This is a genomic window from Brevibacillus sp. NRRL NRS-603, from assembly GCF_003013445.1.
GTDB lineage: Bacteria > Bacillota > Bacilli > Brevibacillales > Brevibacillaceae > Brevibacillus > Brevibacillus formosus.
Genome location: NZ_PXZN01000038.1, coordinates 1 through 19,702 on the forward strand (window position 1 = coordinate 1; position 19,702 = coordinate 19,702).

Annotated in this window: 21 protein-coding genes; 18 read left to right on the forward strand and 3 right to left on the reverse strand. The window is 38.9% G+C overall.

The window, feature by feature from the left end; genetic code table 11:
• Positions 1-186: 186 nt before the first annotated feature.
• The gene (locus C7R94_RS24290) at positions 187-1,656 is read right to left on the reverse strand and encodes a hypothetical protein (RefSeq protein ID WP_106785287.1); all 1,470 of its coding nucleotides are present in this window, start codon (positions 1,654-1,656) and stop codon (positions 187-189) included.
• 115 nt (positions 1,657-1,771) lie between these two features.
• Here C7R94_RS24290 and C7R94_RS24295 point away from each other — a divergent pair, with 115 nt between their 5' ends.
• The 16 genes from C7R94_RS24295 to fliT all read left to right on the forward strand — a co-directional run bounded on the left by C7R94_RS24295 (position 1,772) and on the right by fliT (position 16,324).
• Positions 1,772-2,320, forward strand: a complete 549-nt coding sequence (locus C7R94_RS24295) for a serine O-acetyltransferase (protein WP_106785288.1) — start codon at positions 1,772-1,774, stop codon at positions 2,318-2,320.
• 159 nt (positions 2,321-2,479) lie between these two features.
• Positions 2,480-3,085 (forward strand): DUF8042 domain-containing protein, encoded by a 606-nt coding sequence (locus tag C7R94_RS24300; RefSeq protein WP_106785289.1) that lies wholly within the window; start codon positions 2,480-2,482, stop codon positions 3,083-3,085.
• Positions 3,072-4,937 carry a motility associated factor glycosyltransferase family protein gene (locus C7R94_RS24305; protein ID WP_106785290.1) on the forward strand — a complete coding sequence of 622 codons (1,866 nt, stop codon included), beginning with the start codon at positions 3,072-3,074 and terminating at the stop codon, positions 4,935-4,937. The genes C7R94_RS24300 and C7R94_RS24305 overlap by 14 nt, the downstream gene beginning before the upstream one ends.
• Before the next feature lie 15 nt (positions 4,938-4,952).
• Positions 4,953-5,963 carry an NAD-dependent 4,6-dehydratase LegB gene (locus C7R94_RS24310; RefSeq protein ID WP_106785291.1) on the forward strand — a complete coding sequence of 337 codons (1,011 nt, stop codon included), beginning with the start codon at positions 4,953-4,955 and terminating at the stop codon, positions 5,961-5,963.
• Entirely contained in the window at positions 5,960-7,141 is a 1,182-nt protein-coding gene (locus C7R94_RS24315; RefSeq protein ID WP_106785292.1) for a LegC family aminotransferase, read from the forward strand. The genes C7R94_RS24310 and C7R94_RS24315 overlap by 4 nt, the downstream gene beginning before the upstream one ends.
• Positions 7,134-8,300: a UDP-N-acetylglucosamine 2-epimerase gene (gene neuC / locus C7R94_RS24320; protein ID WP_106785293.1), complete on the forward strand. Its 1,167-nt coding sequence runs from the start codon at positions 7,134-7,136 to the stop codon at positions 8,298-8,300. The genes C7R94_RS24315 and neuC overlap by 8 nt, the downstream gene beginning before the upstream one ends.
• A 107-nt stretch (positions 8,301-8,407) precedes the next feature.
• Positions 8,408-9,499 carry an N-acetylneuraminate synthase gene (neuB, locus tag C7R94_RS24325; RefSeq protein WP_106785294.1) on the forward strand — a complete coding sequence of 364 codons (1,092 nt, stop codon included), beginning with the start codon at positions 8,408-8,410 and terminating at the stop codon, positions 9,497-9,499.
• Entirely contained in the window at positions 9,483-10,481 is a 999-nt protein-coding gene (locus tag C7R94_RS24330) for a hypothetical protein (RefSeq protein ID WP_106785295.1), read from the forward strand. The genes neuB and C7R94_RS24330 overlap by 17 nt, the downstream gene beginning before the upstream one ends.
• Before the next feature lie 14 nt (positions 10,482-10,495).
• Positions 10,496-11,158, forward strand: a complete 663-nt coding sequence (locus C7R94_RS24335) for a class I SAM-dependent methyltransferase (RefSeq protein WP_106785296.1) — start codon at positions 10,496-10,498, stop codon at positions 11,156-11,158.
• 34 nt (positions 11,159-11,192) lie between these two features.
• On the forward strand, positions 11,193-11,858 hold the full coding sequence (locus C7R94_RS24340; protein ID WP_106785297.1) for a class I SAM-dependent methyltransferase: 666 nt from the start codon (positions 11,193-11,195) through the stop codon (positions 11,856-11,858).
• 28 nt (positions 11,859-11,886) lie between these two features.
• A complete protein-coding gene (locus C7R94_RS24345) occupies positions 11,887-12,936 on the forward strand; it encodes a nucleotidyltransferase family protein (protein WP_106785298.1) in 1,050 nt (349 codons plus the stop codon).
• Positions 12,933-13,637 (forward strand): acylneuraminate cytidylyltransferase family protein, encoded by a 705-nt coding sequence (locus C7R94_RS24350; RefSeq protein WP_106785299.1) that lies wholly within the window; start codon positions 12,933-12,935, stop codon positions 13,635-13,637. Before C7R94_RS24345 ends, C7R94_RS24350 begins: the two co-directional genes overlap by 4 nt.
• 76 nt (positions 13,638-13,713) lie before the next feature.
• A complete protein-coding gene (gene flaG / locus C7R94_RS24355; protein ID WP_106785300.1) occupies positions 13,714-14,070 on the forward strand; it encodes a flagellar protein FlaG in 357 nt (118 codons plus the stop codon).
• Between the two features lie 12 nt (positions 14,071-14,082).
• Entirely contained in the window at positions 14,083-15,561 is a 1,479-nt protein-coding gene (fliD, locus tag C7R94_RS24360; protein WP_106785301.1) for a flagellar filament capping protein FliD, read from the forward strand.
• A 15-nt stretch (positions 15,562-15,576) separates the two neighbouring features.
• Entirely contained in the window at positions 15,577-15,954 is a 378-nt protein-coding gene (gene fliS / locus C7R94_RS24365) for a flagellar export chaperone FliS (RefSeq protein ID WP_106785302.1), read from the forward strand.
• A 10-nt stretch (positions 15,955-15,964) separates the two neighbouring features.
• Positions 15,965-16,324, forward strand: coding sequence for a flagellar protein FliT (gene fliT / locus C7R94_RS24370; RefSeq protein ID WP_106785303.1), 360 nt, complete (start codon positions 15,965-15,967; stop codon positions 16,322-16,324).
• 69 nt (positions 16,325-16,393) lie between these two features.
• Here the strand turns inward: fliT and C7R94_RS24375 are convergent, their stop codons facing one another.
• Positions 16,394-17,482: a DUF2920 family protein gene (locus C7R94_RS24375; protein ID WP_106785304.1), complete on the reverse strand. Its 1,089-nt coding sequence runs from the start codon at positions 17,480-17,482 to the stop codon at positions 16,394-16,396.
• A gap of 57 nt (positions 17,483-17,539) precedes the next feature.
• Positions 17,540-17,716 carry a putative motility protein gene (locus tag C7R94_RS30390; protein ID WP_167403221.1) on the reverse strand — a complete coding sequence of 59 codons (177 nt, stop codon included), beginning with the start codon at positions 17,714-17,716 and terminating at the stop codon, positions 17,540-17,542.
• Between the two features lie 157 nt (positions 17,717-17,873).
• On the opposite strand from C7R94_RS30390, the gene C7R94_RS24380 reads away from it, so the two are divergent.
• Together C7R94_RS24380 and C7R94_RS24385 are read left to right on the forward strand one after the other, a co-directional pair.
• Complete coding sequence (locus C7R94_RS24380) at positions 17,874-18,683, forward strand: motility protein A (RefSeq protein WP_106785305.1); 810 nt, start codon at positions 17,874-17,876, stop codon at positions 18,681-18,683.
• Positions 18,676-19,461: an OmpA/MotB family protein gene (locus tag C7R94_RS24385; RefSeq protein ID WP_106785306.1), complete on the forward strand. Its 786-nt coding sequence runs from the start codon at positions 18,676-18,678 to the stop codon at positions 19,459-19,461. The genes C7R94_RS24380 and C7R94_RS24385 overlap by 8 nt, the downstream gene beginning before the upstream one ends.
• Positions 19,462-19,702: the final 241 nt, after the last annotated feature.

A 19,702-nucleotide genomic window follows, 5' to 3' on the forward strand; every position in this document is an offset into this window, starting at 1 on the left:
AACCAACTGCCACAAGGCGTGCTGCAACTGCTCCGTTAAGAACTGTTGCAGTTTCATTGATAGACTTCGAGTAATCGAAGTCTATCTTTATTTTCTACTAGAGTAGTGCTGGGATTTTTAAAAGGTAAAAATGAAAGGCTGCCGATTGTTATCGGCAGCCAATTTCTTGAGGTTTATTTAATTCTTTTAGAAACCATGCTCTAACGTATAAGAGCCATTAAGGTTACTAATCATTGTAAAGCAGTATAACCCCCCGTATTCACTATATACTGTGAAATAACCATAAGTATTATTTAAAAATTCCTGTGCATTAGGGAATAACGTTTTTATATCCATTCCTTTACTAAAATTCTCTAAATGCTTCTCATAGAGTATAGTGGTTTCAATGAATGTATTCTTGTCACTAGAGTACAAACGAATATTTAATGGAGTGCTTTCTGTAGACTTATATATTTGGGGATTATCTACAATAATCAGTTTTGAATGGTGAGAGAAGCTACTTACGCACAAGCACCACCATAGCTTTTTGGGAGGTCTCAGGCAAGTCATAACTCCTAGGCTGCATTCGGCTGGGAGTAATCCTGTATCATTTTCACAAACTAAACCGGTAACGAGACGTGTCGGCAGTACCCCGTCTTTTTTCTTGAAAGTTAACGATTGCTCGCCTTTGATTGGGAGTAGAACGTGTTCACCTGTTTGAAAATCTTTTTGACTATTTAGGTAAGAAACTTCATATGAACCCGGATCAGAATCTGGATAAATGATAACGTATTTATCATCGACGTCACAATCAGGCACATTCATGTAGGCATGAATATCATCCATATCAACTTTATCAGTGCCATGATTTGAGTAATTAAAGTTTGAATGAGTAATTTGATAATCTAATCCATCTAATGACTCATTCCCCACTAAAAGCCTTGTAAAAGCATCTGAAACAGCAAAGGAAATATTGGCGTTCGCTACTTGACCATCTAACCAGTGAGACAAATCTGGAAAATAATCAGACGGATAGAGTTTTACAGTGCTATAAGGTGAAAGACTAGGCAGCTCAATGAGAGTTTGGCGAATCTCATTGTTAGGTCCCGTTATGCGAAGAGTAATCGTTTGGCTATCTTTTGCTTTGCCCCCATTATGGAAAACGCAGAATGAGCGAACGGTATTCGTATCGCGAAGGGTCCAGCAAGACTCTTCTCCTTTCGTTATGGTCTGACCCTCTTCTATTTCATATGGAGAATAGGTTCGTGAATAGCTATGAACCATGGAAATACTCTGCTTTGTTTCATAAATGGCCATTATAGCGGCGTAGGGGATGAATAAGTTTTTTGTACTAAAGACTTCAATTTCAATACTTCCTTCAAAAAATGAGTGGGGCTGTAAGTCGGGAGAGAAATTAATTACCTCGCCATTTTCAAAGGATAGCTCTTCTCTTTTTATTAAAGTACCAGCCATATCACGAGTTGAAGCCACAATAGCAACTTCGATTCCTCTTTTTAACTTCCAATAGTTCATGAATGAGAGGGTTGTTGAAATATCAGGAGCGGACTTATAGTAAAATATTGCAGATGATCGGAGTACCAGACCAAATTTTTTGTTAAAATTATCACGTTGGGAAATGGTTATTTTATCGTTTTTTTCAATTATATCTTGCTTCATGGTGTACCTCTCCTTTAACGAGATTGTTACAGTAAGTAGCTACTACTATTTCTTTCGGATTAAATTGAGTTCCATTGCATAATGAAATTATTATTACATTTTACGGGGGAAGATAATGTTAAATTTACTGACGGTTATACGAAATAATTTTACTATTGCCCCTCAAATAGTAAATGCTAAAAAGGTAATAGAGCTATTAGAGTATGACTTAAATATGACTCCCGAAGAATTGGCTTTACATATTTATATTATTCAACGGAAAATCATTGATTGTTTTGGTGAATCAAACTCCAAAGAACTATTACAAGTGCTTAGCTATATACAGCGAATGTATACTCAAGTGGAAATTTATTACTCTGCTGAAATAGGAATTAATTTAAGGATTATTCATGGGTTGGGTACAGTTATTGGAGCACGTGTTGAAATTAGGGATAATGTGACTATCTATCAAAATGTTACTTTAGGTGATAAAGGTGATGGAAGTAGAAGACGGCCTAGAATTGAGGACAACGTAACAATTTTTGCAGGTAGTAAAGTTTTAGGCGGTATTACTATAGGAGCCAATTCTATTATTGGAGCCAACTCGGTAGTTTTAGACTCATTCCCAGAAAACTCGATTATTGCGGGCAGTCCAGCTCGTTTGATCAGTACTACGCGAAAATAATATAATCTTATTATAAAAAGCAACCGTGTTCTTTAGTAAGGAACACGGTTGTGATCTTATCGGGATTACAAACTAATGAAAAGTCAAAAATTGCTTTTAACTTTTCAGTTGAATTTCGCCGATAAAATAAACAGAGTGTGATTATGGGAGGCGTACAATATGCGATTGTCTATTTTAGACGAGGAATATATTTTTGAAAATACAAGTTCAGCCATGATGCAACTTCTAGAAGTTATCAACGCTAAAATAAAAGACAATGACCTTCTCGTAAGTCATCTTACAGTTAATGGTGTAGAAGTGTTTTCGAATTTCGAGAGTTACTTAAATGAAAATTTATCGGATGTCGAAATAGTAGTCGTCTATACAACGAACTCAAGTAAACTAGTTAACGAAATAATGCTATCTACTGAAGAATACGTGGATAGAGCAATTCCACAAGTGAAAAGTCTGTCTGAACAATTTTATCAGGGAGCGACAAATGATACATGGTTGGCATTTGGAGAAATGTTAGAGGGATTGCAATGGTTTCAGCAGATCTCTCTGTTTATTCAAAAGCAAGCGTTGCAGCCAGAATTATTAAATTTTGCAGCAGAAACTTTAGATTTTACAGATGAGTTAAGAAGTCTTGAGGAAGCTGTAGAACAGCAGGATGTTATTCTAATAGGCGACATCATTCTCTATGAAATACTGCCGAAATTCGAGGGAATATCCGGTAACATTGGCGAAATAAACAGTAATGAGGTATTGGATAATGTTGTTAATTGATAATATTACTTTCCTAAGAAAATTTTGCCCGACTACTTGGCAGTATATAAAAGATAGGGAAGAACACATCCGGCATGAGAATATCCGTGTTGAAACAACAAAAAATGAAAAACTTACGATTGTAGTAAAGACTGAGACGGGATGGAACTACCTTCACAGTAAATACAATCCGGAGGTAGAAGCCGAACAAATTCTGAGCCTGAACGAAAGTTATGCAGGAAAACATGTTTTCTTCTATGGGATTGGATTGGGATATCACGTTGAAGAATTTATTCGAAGAAACCCTGAAGTATCTTTTAGTATTTATGAACCGAACCTCGAGGTTTTTTATGGACTTTTGTTACACAAGAAAATATCGGATATAGCCAATAAACATACAAAGAATATATTTGTAGGAGAAGATATATCAAGTCTCTCTCAAAACCTTCAAAACTTTATTAACTCTGTAAACGAAGAAGTTATTTTTGTGATTCTTCCTAGTTACGAGCGAATTTTTAAAGAACAAACGATACAGTTTATCGAAGAATTCCGCGATAAAGTTTTCAATAAGCGTGCAGGAATAGCAGCAAACATGTTCTATGAAAAATGGATTCCAATTAATAGCATAATCAATCTGCCTACAACATTTAAAACACCGAATATACTGCATGAATTACCACAAGATTTTAAGGGAAAGCCAGCCATACTAGTTGCAGCTGGTCCATCCCTTGATTATGAGTATGAAAACCTACGTTACATTAAGGACAACGGGTTAGCTTATATTTTTTCGGTGGGTTCTTCTATTAATTCGTTAATAGAAAATAATATTTTACCTGATGCTGCTTGTACTTACGATGGAAGCCCAGAAAATCACCTTGTTTTTAAAAAGGTAGTGGAACTTGGGATAACTAATATACCTTTAATCTATGGAAGTATTGTCGGATATGAGACAATTCGTAAATATCCTGGGCCACTTTTAAATTTCTTAGTCGCGAGAGATGTTCTTGCTCCACTACTTTTGAAAAGAGAAGACGGCAAAAAATTAGATTACGTTGATAACTCAAAGTCGATCGCAATCATAACTTTACAGTTATTATATAAATTAGGTTTCGATATGGTTGTGTTAGTAGGGCAAAACCTTGCATATTCAAAAGACCGTTGGTACTCAAAGGGAATTGAATATTACAGGGAAATAAGTGAACTGCAAAAGAAAGATGCAATAGTTGTCAAAGACGTAGAAGACAACGATATATATACGAACAGAGGATTTGAGGTATTTAGAAAGGAAATGGAGTTTTATGTTAATCAATACCATGATTTAGAGGTAATTAACACGACAAAAGGCGGAGCCAAAATCGCGGGTACAAGCTACCTATCTTTAGAACATGTAATTGCTGAACGTTTAACGAAGAAGCAGATTGTAAATCAAAACTGGATAATAAAGAAGGAAACTAGCTATGATCGTGGTTTCTTTGAAAAGCAATTTGAGTGGATTTTGGAGCAGCAATTGAAGCTAGAAAACATGTACGATTCATTTGAGAATATTTTGGAAGAAATGAGACAAGCATCAAGCTCAAAAAATTTAAAAAGACTTGGGAGATTATTTACAGAATTTGACCGATTATTTGATAAGCTGCAAGATAATAAAGTGTACTTACTACTTATTCAGTCGATGAACACAAATCACTTTGAGAGTATCCTGAAAATGTTTCAAGAACTTCGGATTACGAGGGACCAAATTGCGAAAGCAGAGAGAGTTATTAGTGAATTTAGTACTTATCTTTCTTCTTGCCGGGCTGATTTAGAAAGTGTGAAAAAGCTACTTGAGTCTACTTCTGAAAATATGACTGAACATATGCAGAGAGTTGAATAGTTTGGGGAGAAAACAATGACAACAAGGGGAAAAAAGATACTGGTTACAGGTGCAGATGGATTCATAGGATCTCACTTAACTGAACGGTTGGTTCGCTTAGGATATGATGTGAAAGCATTCGTTAATTATAACTCCTTCAATTCTTGGGGATGGCTAGACCATTCACCAAATGAAATAGTAAGTGAATTAGATGTTTTCGCTGGCGATATTCGTGATCCACACGGAATAAAGCAGGCAATGAAAGATTGTGATACAGTGTATCACTTAGCCGCATTGATCGCCATTCCGTATTCATATCACTCTCCAGATACTTATGTCGATACAAATGTGAAAGGAACCCTTAACATTTTGCAGGCTGCAAAGGAATTAGGGGTTTCAAAAGTTGTTCATACTTCTACGAGTGAAGTTTATGGAACGGCACAGTTCGTACCGATTACAGAAGAACATCCACTTCAAGGGCAATCGCCGTACTCAGCGAGCAAAATTGGTGCAGATCAGATGGCAATCGCGTACTATAGCTCGTTTGGATTGCCTGTGTCAATAATAAGGCCCTTTAATACATACGGTCCTAGACAGTCAGCACGAGCGGTAATCCCTACAATCATCACACAAATCGCGAACGGACAACAATCTATTCGATTAGGCTCTCTTCATCCAACTCGTGATTTTAATTATGTGGAAGACACAGTTCGAGGTTTCTTGGCTGTAGCTCAATCAGATAAATCAATTGGAGAAGTTATTAATATTGGAAGTAACTATGAAGTATCGATCGGACAGACTGTAGAGATGATTGCGGAATTAATGGGAAGTAAAATTGAGATATTTTCTGATGATCAACGGATCCGCCCTGTAAAGAGTGAGGTAGAACGACTTTGGGCAGATAATACGAAAGCAAAAGAGTTATTAGGATGGGAACCAACATATGCTGGCGTAGATGGCTTGAGGAGAGGTTTGTCTCAAACAATTGAATGGTTCTGCAATCCTGATAATCTAAAACAATACAAAGCAGGTTTTTATAATCTATGAATAATTACGTGGATATCCAAACACTGGTTAATCAACTTAAGAGTGTCGTAGCTATAGACAATGATTTCATTGCCTTGCATGAACCGTCTTTTCAAGGGAATGAATGGACTTATGTGAAGGATTGTCTCGATACAGGATGGGTATCTTCTGTAGGGAAGTATGTAGATCAATTCGAGGATATGCTAAGGGATTACACGGGAATTAAGCATGCGGTAGCAGTAGTGAATGGAACAGCTGCATTGCATATAAGTCTTATGCTAACCGGCGTAGAACAGGGTGATGAGGTGCTAGTGCCTACCTTAACCTTTATTGCAACAGCCAATGCAGTATCTTATTGTGGTGCAGTTCCTCACTTTGTAGATAGCTCAGAACTAACACTTGGTATGGATCCGATAAAACTCCAGCAATATTTACAGGAAATTGCTGAAGTGCGTGACGGATTCTGCTATAACAAGTTTTCTGGTCGACGGATTAAAGCAGCTATTCCTATGCATACATTTGGTCATCCAGTTGATTTGGATCCCTTGCTTGAAGTTTGCCAACGATACCATATTGATCTGATAGAAGATGCGGCTGAATCGTTAGGGTCATACTATAAAGGCAAACATACGGGAAACTGGGGGAAGTTATCGACCCTCAGCTTTAACGGCAATAAAATTGTAACTACCGGTGGTGGTGGCGCAATTTTAACAAATGATGATGAATTAGCGAGATTAGCTAAGCATATAACGACAACTGCGAAAGTCAAACACACGTGGGCTTTTTTGCACGATCAAGTGGGATTTAACTACCGCCTACCGAATATTAATGCCGCTTTAGGTTGTGCCCAATTGGAGAGGTTGCCTCAGTTTATTCGGAACAAACGGTCATTAGCAGTCATGTATCAAGCAGCCTTATCTAAAACAGATGGGGCAAGACTCTTTCTTGAACCTTCATTTGCGGAAAGTAATTACTGGTTACAAACTATTATCCTTGACGATACATATATGGGTGCTCGTGATGATATTTTAAACTTTACAAATGAGCAGGGTTTTATGACAAGACCAGTATGGACTTTGATGCATCGGTTAGCAATGTATGAGAATTGTCCTAAAATGGACCTTTCAATTGCAGAACGTTTAGAAAGAAAATTAATTAACGTACCAAGTAGTCCATTTCTTGGGGGAAATCATGAATAGACGTAAAATTTGTGTTGTTACGGGAACGCGTGCCGAATATGGCCTTTTATATTGGCTCATGAAGGAAATTGAAAGTGATGAAAGTTTTGAGCTGCAAATCGCTGTTACAGGAATGCATCTTTCGCCAGAGTTCGGCCTAACGTATAAATTAATTGAACAAGATGGCTTTACTATTCATGAGAAAATAGAAATGTTGTTATCGAGTGACACTCCGGTTGGTATTGCGACATCGCTTGGATTAGGAACCATTGGCTTTGCTTCTGCTTTTGATCGTCTTAAACCAGATATTGTTGTCGTCTTAGGAGACCGATTTGAAACAATGGCAGCTACTCAAGCTGCAATGATTGCAAGAATTCCTATTGCCCATCTATATGGTGGCGAAATTACTGAAGGAGTTATAGATGAGGCTATCCGACATTCTATTACAAAGATGGCTCACTATCATTTTGTTTCAACTGACTCTTATCGCAAAAGAGTGATTCAATTAGGAGAACATCCAGAACGAGTTTTTAATGTAGGTGCAATTGGATTAGATAATATTCGGAAAATGAAACTGCTTACCAAAACAGAATTTGAGAATAGTATTGATTTCACTTTGGGAGAACTAAATTTTCTTGTTACCTATCATCCGGTCACTTTAGACAGGAGTGGTCCCGAAGAGACTATGCTTGAATTATTTGCTGCCCTTGATCATTTTCCGAATGCAAAAATAATATTTACAAAACCTAATTCTGATACAGATGGACGAATTATTTCTAAAATGATAGATGAATATGTTTCCGTCAATCAAAACAGAAGTATCTCCTTTACTTCATTAGGACAACTACGTTATCTAAGTGCAATTCAACATGTGGACCTTGTGATAGGAAACTCATCAAGTGGAATAATTGAAGTCCCATCTTTTAAAAAGGCAACGATCAATTTAGGAAATCGTCAACGCGGACGTTTACGAACCGATTCTATCATTGACTGTGAAGAGCAAAGAAGTTCAATAATTAATGCGATTCAGAAGGGGATTTCAATCGAATTTCAACAAGAATTACAAAATCTTCGATCCCCTTACGGTGAAGAGTATGTTTCATTAAAAATACTAGAGATTTTAAAAAACGTAGATTATAAAGATTCTTTAATGAAACCATTTTGTGATCTTGGCACATAAATGATGCGGTATTTTGCGATGCAAGTTTTCGCTTGCACAAAATGGTTTAGTTATTGGGTTGTAAGTCTGCAGAAGCTTTTATGCTATCAAAGGAGGTTCTATAGTCTATGAATAAAACTTTTATTATTGCTGAGGCTGGGGTGAACCATAACGGCTCTATCGAGATGGCTAAAAGGCTCATTGATGTAGCAGTTGAAGCGGAAGTAGATGCTGTCAAATTTCAGACGTTTAAAGCAAATAAAGTAATAAGTAAATTTGCTGAGAAGGCAGATTATCAAAAGCAAACCACAGGCTCCAATGAATCTCAGCTAGAGATGGTACGCAAGCTAGAACTTGATACTGAGGCACATTACGAGCTTCAAGAGTATTGTAATCAACAAAAAATAAAGTTTTTATCGACACCTTTTGATTTGGATAGCGTTGATTTATTGGTTAACGAAATGAGAGTAGAATTGATAAAAATTCCGTCAGGCGAGATTACAAATGCTCCTTTAATATTAAGGGTTGCTCAATCAGGTCTACCTGTAATTTTATCTACAGGCATGGCTACACTGGCCGAAATTGAACAGGCACTTGGTGTTCTCGCTTTTGGATATACTGCAGTTGATGTAAAGCCTTCAAGAAAAATGTTTCAAAATGCATTTTACAGCAGAGAGGGGCAAGAGCTTCTTCGATCAAAAGTATCTTTGCTGCACTGCACTACTGAATATCCAACCCCATATGAAGATGTGAACCTTCAAGCTATAGACACAATGAAACAAGCATTTGGTCTCAATGTTGGCTTATCCGACCATACGGAAGGAATAGCAGTCTCGATAGCAGCAGTTGCTCGTGGTGCAAAGATAATTGAGAAGCATTTTACATTAGATAAAACCCTACCAGGTCCAGATCACAAAGCCTCTCTGAATCCAAAGGAATTAATAGACATGGTAAGATCGATTCGACAAGTAGAAATGGCTATTGGTTCTCCAATTAAAGCTCCCGCCTCATCAGAGCTGAAAAATAAGGATATTGCTAGGAAGAGTCTGGTAGCTTCAAAAAATATAGCGGCTGGTGAGACATTTACTATTGAAAACCTGACTAGCAAGCGTCCAGGTAATGGCATCTCACCGATGTGTTTTTGGGATATGTTAGGGGTAAAGGCTGACAAAGACTACCAAGAAGATGAGGTCATTACTAATTATGCAAGTCGAGTTTGAACAAGCAAAAGCGATTTTTAATAGGATAGAAAATTCTCTGAAATGCCCTTCACAGGCTCCAGATTATGTTGTGATAGATGCGAAACGTGAAAAAGACTTAGAGCCCACTTTTTTTGTATATGAAGATAATGGAGAAATATACTATCACTCTTTACATAAATCTCCAATTCCTGATTCTGTTTATTATGATGTTCAGACTCCATATGGCTATGGCGGGCCAATTTCCACCACTGAAGATCCCCTTTTTTTACAGTGTGCATGGAATGCTTACTCGGAGTGGGTCCATGAGAAACAAATAGTCGCCGAATTTGTAAGATTTCATCCGATTTTGGAGAACTGGCGCTACTATCAAGGTGAAGTGATCTGTGATAGGGAAACTGTATGGATAGATTTAACTACTGAAAATCTGTTTAATGAATATCAAACTCGTGCAAAGAGAAAGATTCGAAAAGCTATAAAAAATGAACTCGTAGTACATTGGGTAACTTATGAGGAATTCTTTAGCTATTTTCCTGCTATTTACAAAGAGGTAATGAATAGCTTACAAGCAGATGACTTTTATTTTTTTCCAGAAGCCTACTTTGAAGCTTGGAAAACTGTAAATAATGTTCACTTTGCTCTATGTAAACAAGAAGATAGAGTAGTCGCAACTGTGTTTTTCTATCAAAACAGTAGCATAATGGAATATCATTTATCTGCTGCGACTGACTTGGGGAAAGAGTTGGCAGCCACACCTTTGATCATTCATGAGGCTGCATTACTTGGCAAACGTTTGGGATATAAGCAATTGCATTTGGGCGGAGGAACTAATAATCAACTCGACAATCCGTTATTCTTTTTTAAATCAGGTTTTTCTAATCAAAGAGGGAATTTTAAGGTTGGTAAAAAGATTCATCTACCTAAAATATATGACGAAATAAAAGCGGACTGGCTTAGAAGAAATCTCACTATCTCCAGTCGTATTTTGTTTTACCGATCGTAACAGGGGGAGTCTAAATGTCTTGGGATCCAGTATGGGAAGAGGTTTTTCGTCAACAAGCATGGGGAAAGTATCCAGGGGAAGACCTTATTAGGTTTATCGCCCGTAATTTTTATAACGCTAAATCACGACTCGAAGTAAAAATTCTGGAGGTTGGTTGTGGACCAGGGGCTAATCTTTGGTACGTGGCAAGAGAAGGCTTTACGATATATGGAGTGGATGGTTCCAAAACGGCAATAGAACAAGCTAAGACTCGCCTAGACTCTGAATGCCCTGGATGGACAGGAGAGTTAGTTGTTGGAGATATTAATAGACTTCCTTTTCCGGATGAAACATTTGATGCAGTAATTGATAGTGAGGCATTGTGTTGTAATACATTTGAAAACGCAGCACTTATTTACTCGGAAATGGCTCGTGTTACTAAGCGTAGCGGGAAGTTTTTCTCTCGTACATTCGCAAAAGGAAGTTGGGGAGACGAGACGGGTGAGAAGGTAGGTTATGATACATATCTAGTAGGAGAAGGACCTTTGCTAGGAAAGGGTTTTGCACGCTTCACCAATTATAATGATATTCCAGAACTTATTAAACACTTTACTATACAAGAAATACAATTGCTGAGTAGAGAATACTTACAAGAAAACAAAATAGTGAAAGAATGGGTTATCACTGGAGAGAAGTAACGTTTCATTAATTTGATAGAGGGAATGAATACTAATGACATGGGATCCAGTATGGGAAGAGGTTTTTCGCCAGCAAGCATGGGGAAAATACCCAGGAGAGGATTTAATTCGTTTTGTTGCTCGAAATTTTTACAAGTCAGAGTCTCGCAAAGATATAAAGATCTTAGAAGTAGGTTGTGGTCCGGGCGCTAATCTCTGGTATATGGCTAATGAAGGATTTCAGGTGTACGGTATAGATGGTTCTCACACTGCTATTGAACAGGCACAAATTCGGTTAGATTCAGAATGTCCAAATTGGAAAGGGCAACTCTTCGTAGGTGATATCGGTACGTTACCTTTTCCCGACGAGTATTTTGATGCAGTAATAGATAATGGTGCAGTTACATGCAATTCACATGAAAACTCAATTTTAATATATAGCGAAATGGCTCGTGTAGCAAAAAAACAAGGAAAGCTATATTCCCGTACAATTGCCAAAGGAAGTTGGGGAGATGAGACAGGTGAGCATGTGGGGTATGATGCTTACATTGTGGACGAGGGCCCGTTGCTGGGAAAGGGATACATCCGATTTACAAAATATGAGGATATTGAGAAATTAGTAAGCGATTTTACAATACAAGAAGTGCAATTGCTTAGTAGAGAATACATGGATATAAAAAAGACAGTAAAAGAATGGGTCATTATTGGAGAGAAAAAGTAAGCTCCTTGATGAAAGGTGTGAAGCATCTATGAAGGATTGGACTAGTATCTTAGCTAAGCCTACGACCCCTATTCTAGAAGTATTGGAGATAATTGATGCAGGAGCGAGACAGTTAGCCTTAATTGTTGATGAGAATCAAAGATTGCTTGGAACTGTAACAGATGGGGATATTCGACGTGGATTGTTAAAAGGCAGACAGTTACATGACCAAGTGTCGACAATAATGAATGCATATCCAACAGTAGCATCTCCATATGATTCTCGAGAGAATATTTTGGCTCTGATGAAAATTAGACAATTGCATCAGATACCCGTTGTCGACGAAGATGGACGTGTTATCCATGTAGAAATATTGAATCAGTTGATTGACCCAATTAAGAAAGATAATTGGGTCATTCTGATGGCTGGAGGATTAGGGACCCGTTTGCAGCCGTTGACTTATGATTGTCCCAAACCCCTCTTAAACGTTGGCAATAAACCCATTCTGGAAACTATTTTACTTAGTTTTGTAGAACAAGGGTTTCACCGTTTTTATATTTCAGTTAATTATAAGGCGGAGATGATAAAAAATCATTTTGGGGACGGTAGTCGCTGGAATGTAGAAATAAAGTATTTACAAGAAGAGCAGTCTCTTGGAACAGCTGGGGCACTGAGTCTGATTCCAGAAAAGCCTACGTTACCTTTCTTTGTAATGAATGGGGATCTCCTGACGAAAGTAAACTTTGGTCATCTACTTGATTTCCATTCTTCACATCGTGCGAAAGGTACCATGTGCATTAGAGAATATGATCATCAGATTCCTTATGGGGTTGTTAAATTAGCGAAACATCAATTATTAGAAATAGAAGAGAAACCAATTCAACGCTTCTTCGTAAACGCAGGAATCTATACTTTGGATCCAAGTGTGCTTGATCTGATCCCGAAAAATAAGTATTACGATATGACGAGTCTTTTTGGCGTTCTGGGCGAACAGCAAGGCCAGACAATAGCTTTCCCGATACGTGAATACTGGATGGATATTGGACGTATGGCTGATTTTGAAAGAGCGAATGTTGAGTTTGCGGAGGTATTTGGATGATTCAGGGGAAATCTGTTTTAGCAATTATTCCTGCTAGAGGTGGCTCAAAAGGGATACCACGTAAAAATATTCGAGAAGTTGGCGGAAAACCATTATTGTCATGGACGATTGAAGAGGCTAAAAAATCAGTTTATATTGATCGACTTATTGTATCAACAGATGATGAAGAGATTGCAGATGTGGCACGCCAATATGACGGTGAAGTTCCATTTTTGCGTCCGAAAGAACTGGCTAAGGATGATGCTCCGGGTGTTGCTCCGGTATTGCATGCATTGGAGGTCCTCCCGAAATATGACTATGTTGTTCTCCTACAACCAACCTCGCCACTAAGACAAGTGATAGATATTGATGGGTGTATTGAGAAATGTTTGAAAGAACAAGCAAATTCATGTGTTTCAATTACAGTGGCAGAGAAAACGCCATATTGGATGTATCATTTGTCTGATAATGATGTGCTTGAACCAGTAATTAAAATAGAAGAGCGATTTTTAAGAAGACAAGATACACCACCAGTATTCTCTTTAAATGGAGCAGTGTACATAGCCGATACCAACTGGCTGAAAAAAACGCAGTCTTTTTTGGAGCCCGAAACAGTTGGGTATGTAATGCCCAAAGAGCGTTCAATAGATATTGATAATGAAATGGACATAGTAATTTTCGAAGCAGTATTGAGACAAATGAAAAATAGACTTGAAAGATAAGAAAGATAAGTAAATCCCTATCCCTGTTTTTCCGATAAAGGTATTAAAGGGAGAATGGATCAATGGGGGAGGAAAAATGGATATTAATAGCAAAGGAGTAGCAGTGAACGGTGTATCAGGTTATTCAGATAAGATGCTAAAAGTCAATGGAAGTAATCAAGGAAAAGACGACATTGACGGACAACAGCAACCCAGTGGGAAAAACCTAACATCAACAGAATTGGTACGGGAAGTAGACAATCTAAATAAGTTTATGCAATCTAGTACTACTCACATTAAGTTTACTCTTCATGAAAAACTAAATGAATACTATGTCCAGGTAGTGAATGATCAAACGAACGAAGTAATTCGGGAAATTCCTTCTAAGAAAGTCATGGATATGGTTGCTAAAATGCATGAGATGATTGGCTTACTAGTGGACGAAAAAAGATAGGGAGGGATCATTATGGGAATTCGTATTAGTGGTATGGCTTCGGGAATGGATACAGAAAAAATGATCAAAGATCTCATGAAAGCTCAAAGAGAGCCAGTAAACCGATTACAACGAAGTAAAACCTCTATTGAGTGGAAACGCGATGCGTATCGGGATATGAATACGATTCTAGCAGACTTGCAAAATACTCTGAAAGACTTACGTTTATCTAGCAGTTTTAACAAAAAGACGGCAACTTCAGAAAACGATAATGTTACTTCTGCTAGGGTAGTCGGTAAGCCTACTCTTTCTTCTTACACAGTCGAGGTTTTAAATCTAGCCAAAGCAGGATCACCTCCAAGCGCAGAGTTTACAACCGGTTTAACTGATAGTAAAGGTGTGATTGGAGGCGCAGACTTTACTATTGCGATTAACAAGGATGGAGTAGAAGTACCTATTTCTGTTTTGGGAACAGATACTATGGAAGGTGTTTTAAATAAGATCAATAATGCAAAATCTGGTGTTAAAGCTAGTTTTTTCAATAACAAATTAGTTCTTACCTCTGAGGACGGAAAACAGTTTGAGGTTAAAGCATCTGGAAGCAATAATTTAAACATGGGGACTTCTACGCCATCAACTGCTGGAACAGCAGGAACTCCTGCTACTTTTAAAATTAATGGAGTAGAATACACATCTAAAACAAACTCTGTTTTATTTGATGGAATCGATTTTACATTCAAACAGGCTAATGGTGGAAATCCAGTAGTCGTAAACACAAAAACTGACGAAGATGCAGTTTTTAATATGATCAAAGGCTTCGTAGACAAGTATAATGCTGTTATCGATACCATGAATAAAAAAATCTCCGAGCCGAAATATAAGGGCTACCAGCCCCTATTAGATGAAGAGAAAGAAGCGTTGCCTGAAAAAACTGCGGAAAAAATGGATAACATGGCACGCAGTGGATTACTTTTGCGTGATCCTATTTTAACAGGTGGATTAAACGAATTGCGTCGTGCACTTAGTACTCCGTTACAAGGGACTGGAGTTAATAAGTCCTTTGACACTCTTTCTGAAATTGGGATCGGTGGTCCTCCTAGTGGAAAGTATGCTTACGAGGAAAATGGGAAGCTCTATATAAACGAGACCAAGCTTCGTGAGTCCATTAGAACGAATGGAGAAGATGTTCTCAAACTGTTTACGAATTACAGTAATGAAACGATAGATCGAAATAAGAAGTACAACGAGTCGGGTGTCGCAGAACGCCTTTATGATAAACTTAAAGATGTAATGGAAAAAGTAACAAAAGAGGCAGGGTCAGCAGGACGTGCATTTGACGACAGTAACTTAAGTAAGAAATTAACAGAAACCGATAGAGAAATCGATCGCTGGGAAGATCGATTAAAAATGATTGAAGATCGTTACTGGAAGCAATTCACTGCAATGGAAAGAGCTATGTCGAAATCGCAGTCCCAAGGTGCTTGGTTTGCACAAATGTTAGGGCAGAAATAACAGGGAGTGATGCAGATGTTACAAAATGCTGCACAAACATACCAGTCCAATCAGGTAACAACCGCTACTCCTGCTGATTTGACACTAATGCTGTACAATGGAGCACTTAAGTTCATTAAACAGGCAAAAGTAGCTTTAGAGGAAAAGGACGTAATAAAATCTCACGAGGCCTCATTGAAAGTTCAGAATATCCTTTATGAGCTCATGTCCACTTTAAACAGCGACTACGAGATTTCTAAGGAATTCGCCAAACTCTACGAATATATGCTTCAGCGTACGATTGAGGCGAACATGCATAAAGACGTTAACATTCTTTTAGAAGTTGAAGACCTGTTTATTCAATTCCGAGACACTTGGAAAGAAGCCATGCTTTTGGCGAAGAAACAAGGGTAAGGTATACAATATGGAAATGACAATCGACGTTCTTCTAAATAGTCTACTAGAAACAACATTACGCTTAGAGAATGTAGTAAGTGAAAAGGATTCGGAACCGGATACGTGGTTGTCGTTATTGGACGAACGAGAAGAAGTGATTTCTAAAATTCAGCAGATGGGTATAGAGAATGAATCTCTATCTGCAATGCAAAAGCAGCAACTGGAGCAAATGTACGAGATTAACCAACGCCTCATTCCCCTTATCGATAGAAGAATGCAAGGCGTCCAGCAACAACTAAACAACCTCCAACGGAGCAAGCTCGCAATGAATACGTACAACGAAGTAGGTCCAAACGGCTATGGTGCCTTTTTCGACCGCAAAAAGTAAAACACAGAGAAGAATAAAACGGCTGCTGACAGAAATAAATGTCATTAGCCGTTTTAAACGTATATTGGATTACAAGTGGAGTAGGGGGATACCTGAAGTGTAATCGAAATGATAATTGTGGGTTTGCGTTTTTAAATGAGTGGAATTTAAGTGTAATATGTCAGACTGTACAAAGGTCATATTTTTCATAACATAATCAAATAAAGCTAAAAAATCTGAATCCAAACCATGATTTGTTGATTGAAAGATTGTCCCGTCCAGCTTCTCATCAGAGATTTCATGGTATGTACAGTTTGCTAATGAAGTGCAAAAGCGCTGTTTATTAATATGACTAATCAAATTATCAGTTGTACCATGAAATGATTGAATTTCACATTGATTATTAAACTTTTTGTAAAGCGTAGGTAAGTGGAGGATTTCTGCATCATAATCGGTTGTAGAAGCAATGTATTTGAAGGAAATGTCTAATAGCATATTACCAATTTTAGAGTATAAATGACGATCACCTTTCAAGTAAACAGGGAATAACCATGATGAGTTATCAATTAATAAATTGAAAAGGTTCGGGGCAAATGCATTACATAAATAGCCTAGATAAGCTCCATGAGAGTGGCCATAAATAATCGTTTTTTTAGGGTTAAACTTTAAGTTATTATCTTTAAGAATTTGGATGACGTAGCAAATAGCAGTGATGTTATCCAGGGCTTGCATTATTCCCATATCATTAAAATTTTCCTTACTTTCGTTTAGTTTTTCATATGCAGCCACTCCGATATGATATTTGCTTGCTATGTCTAAGAATAGCGATGGATTAAAACCTTCCTTATAGATCATTTTAATTTCATCTGGAGTAAACACCGATTCCATATCTTGTGAAGTAAGGTTAAATTGTGGTGATTGATAGCCTTGCATGAACTCATGGCCAAAATAATCACATTGTACTGTAACAAGGTTATATTGATCTGCAAACACTCTTCGCATTTTCTTATAGACATTCGAATTAGCATTACCACCAAATCCGGCTATTAGTAGCAATAAACCAGTTTCTGTATTTACTCCAGCTTCTGGTTCGGAAAAGTAAAAATTAAACGTTCTTTCACTATAATTGTTGTAGATGTTAGGGTGTGCAGACCAATTCACATGGTAATCCTTTGCCAAAATGAACACTCCTATTTTTAAATATAAAGAAAGACCGGAGTAACCCGGTCTACAGGCTTAAGCTTTAATATCCAATACCTTCCCCAACGTTGGATGACTTGCCTGAGCCGCTTGAACATTTTGCTGCGTCTTAGCAAAACCCTCCAACATGATGGAAGCTTGCGCTTGCGCAGTCTCCTGTACTTGCTTCGTCAAACTAATAGTAACAGCTTGCTTTAATTGTACGGCATTCACAGATGATCACCTCTTTGCCAGAATTACTTTCTTTATCTTTATCGACATTTTCTATACAATGCTTCACTATAACCATGACTCTATTCTCTCATCTTTTTTCCACCATCTGCTATACTTTAAGAACAACTTGCTGAAAAACTAGGAAGGTGAATCACTTTTGTCCACGAAACGCCGCTCACTCGTCTTAATCGGAGCCGTCCTCCTCATCTTCATACACGCGGTCTACCTAAACGGAACCTTATCGGACCTCCTCAACGTAACCGCCATCGAGCTAGTCGCGCTCTCCGTAGTCATGTCCTACGCAGTTAAACGCAAGCATCTCGACTTGAAAAAAATCGGGCGCCTGCTTATCCACGGCCGGCAAAGCAACGTCGAAGAAACGATCAAGCGCTTCTACTACTACGCGCTCGTCCAGAAGGAACAGGGCTATATCGCGCTCGAAAAGGAGCTGCAACAGGAACCCGATTCATTTGTCCAACGAGGATGCTTTCTGGCGATCGAGGGTGTTCCGGAAGAAGAGCTGCGCCTGATCCTGGAGAACGAGCTCAAGGGCGAGCAGTACCGCTACCAACAATCAGCAGGGTTCTTCCGCCTCATCAGCTTGTTGGCGCCGGGGATGGGGCTGGTCGGTACACTTCTGGGGATGACGGGTGTACTGAAGTCGCTCGAAGACATGGCCTTGACCGGACACAGCCTGAGCGCAGCGGTCGTAGCGACGTTGTATGGCGCGCTCTTAGCGAACTTGTTCGCGCTGCCATGCTACTACCGCCTGATGGATCTGTACGACCGGGAAATGTTTGAAAAGCGTCTTTTCATCGAAGGCTGTGTTGGTCTCCAGCGCATGGAGACACCACGCTTGCTGTTTGAAAAGCTGAACTCATTCTTGCCAGGTGACCAAAAGCTGGTGCTGATTAAAGAAGCAGGCAGCATGAAGGGCACGATTGAAAGGCAGGACCGCTATGCATGACGAACGCTTATACGACGAAAAAGAGCTAGAAAAAAGCTGGCTGCTTAGCTACAGTGACCTGATTACGCTGTTATTCGTGATCGTGATTATTATCGCTGCGATGCAGACGAAGAGCATTCAGTCACAAAAGGAAGATGTCCAAAAGGAAAAAGCGAGCTTGGAGAAGGTGCATGAGAGTCTCGACCTGCTCAATCTGCAAAAGCTGGAGCTGCAGCGCGAGGTCTACCAATTGGAGGCTCGCCAGAAGGAGCTCAAGGGCGAAACAGAAAAAGAAGGCTCCCAAGACACAGTGAACGTGCCGAAGCGGCCAATGGGCATGTCTGACTCGAGTGAGCGCGATATGGAGACGGTACGCAACCAGTTATCCTCCGCTTTGGCTGAGCTGAATCTCGACTACGAGGAGACCGAAGAAGGCCTGCGTATCCGTTTGCCGGAAACGATTTTGTTTACGAGTGGTTCGGCAGACCTACAGGCTCAAGGGAAGCAAGTCGTAGGGACGGTAGCAGGGGTTTTGAAGCGCTTTGAACACAAGGTGAGAATCGAGGGCTATACAGATGATGTGCCGATATCTCGCAGTTCCTTCCAATCCAACTGGGAGCTATCCTCGGCGCGCTCGATCTCTGTCATGCGTGAAATGGTCGATGCTCACTCCTTGCCAGCGTCTCGCTTTACTGTGGCTGGCTTGGGCGAATACAAACCGCTTGTGGACAACTCCAACGCGGAGAACCGTGCGAAGAATCGCCGGGTAGAGATCGTGATTTTGGGGGAAAAAGAATAATTCATTATTTTCAGATAAAAGCAGGATTTTTATATGCAGGATAGAACTATATCCCGTATATATGAATCCTGTTTTTTTGCTGCTAGATCCACTTATTCTCCCATTTCGTTCCCCTTACTTTCGTACTAAAGTGGCAGAATATACAGGAAAATAGTTATACCCAGCTTGTGCACAATGGTATGTGGATAATGTGGATAACTCTGTGGAGAACGCAAAAAATCCGTAATTTCCATGTGGACAT

What these genes read in the sequence shown, in the direction of transcription:
- C7R94_RS24330 (WP_106785295.1), top strand. Translation starts at nt 9,483, where the DNA reads ATGCAAGTCGAGTTTGAACAAGCAAAAGCGATTTTTAATAGGATAGAA.
- fliD (WP_106785301.1), top strand. Translation starts at nt 14,083, where the DNA reads ATGGGAATTCGTATTAGTGGTATGGCTTCGGGAATGGATACAGAAAAA.
- C7R94_RS24350 (WP_106785299.1), top strand. Translation starts at nt 12,933, where the DNA reads ATGATTCAGGGGAAATCTGTTTTAGCAATTATTCCTGCTAGAGGTGGC.
- C7R94_RS24340 (WP_106785297.1), top strand. Translation starts at nt 11,193, where the DNA reads ATGACATGGGATCCAGTATGGGAAGAGGTTTTTCGCCAGCAAGCATGG.
- C7R94_RS24385 (WP_106785306.1), top strand. Translation starts at nt 18,676, where the DNA reads ATGCATGACGAACGCTTATACGACGAAAAAGAGCTAGAAAAAAGCTGG.
- fliT (WP_106785303.1), top strand. Translation starts at nt 15,965, where the DNA reads ATGGAAATGACAATCGACGTTCTTCTAAATAGTCTACTAGAAACAACA.
- C7R94_RS24300 (WP_106785289.1), top strand. Translation starts at nt 2,480, where the DNA reads ATGCGATTGTCTATTTTAGACGAGGAATATATTTTTGAAAATACAAGT.
- C7R94_RS24310 (WP_106785291.1), top strand. Translation starts at nt 4,953, where the DNA reads ATGACAACAAGGGGAAAAAAGATACTGGTTACAGGTGCAGATGGATTC.
- C7R94_RS24295 (WP_106785288.1), top strand. Translation starts at nt 1,772, where the DNA reads ATGTTAAATTTACTGACGGTTATACGAAATAATTTTACTATTGCCCCT.
- neuC (WP_106785293.1), top strand. Translation starts at nt 7,134, where the DNA reads ATGAATAGACGTAAAATTTGTGTTGTTACGGGAACGCGTGCCGAATAT.
- C7R94_RS24335 (WP_106785296.1), top strand. Translation starts at nt 10,496, where the DNA reads ATGTCTTGGGATCCAGTATGGGAAGAGGTTTTTCGTCAACAAGCATGG.
- neuB (WP_106785294.1), top strand. Translation starts at nt 8,408, where the DNA reads ATGAATAAAACTTTTATTATTGCTGAGGCTGGGGTGAACCATAACGGC.
- fliS (WP_106785302.1), top strand. Translation starts at nt 15,577, where the DNA reads ATGTTACAAAATGCTGCACAAACATACCAGTCCAATCAGGTAACAACC.
- C7R94_RS24315 (WP_106785292.1), top strand. Translation starts at nt 5,960, where the DNA reads ATGAATAATTACGTGGATATCCAAACACTGGTTAATCAACTTAAGAGT.
- C7R94_RS24305 (WP_106785290.1), top strand. Translation starts at nt 3,072, where the DNA reads ATGTTGTTAATTGATAATATTACTTTCCTAAGAAAATTTTGCCCGACT.
- C7R94_RS24290 (WP_106785287.1), bottom strand. Translation starts at nt 1,656, where the DNA reads ATGAAGCAAGATATAATTGAAAAAAACGATAAAATAACCATTTCCCAA.
- C7R94_RS24345 (WP_106785298.1), top strand. Translation starts at nt 11,887, where the DNA reads ATGAAGGATTGGACTAGTATCTTAGCTAAGCCTACGACCCCTATTCTA.
- flaG (WP_106785300.1), top strand. Translation starts at nt 13,714, where the DNA reads ATGGATATTAATAGCAAAGGAGTAGCAGTGAACGGTGTATCAGGTTAT.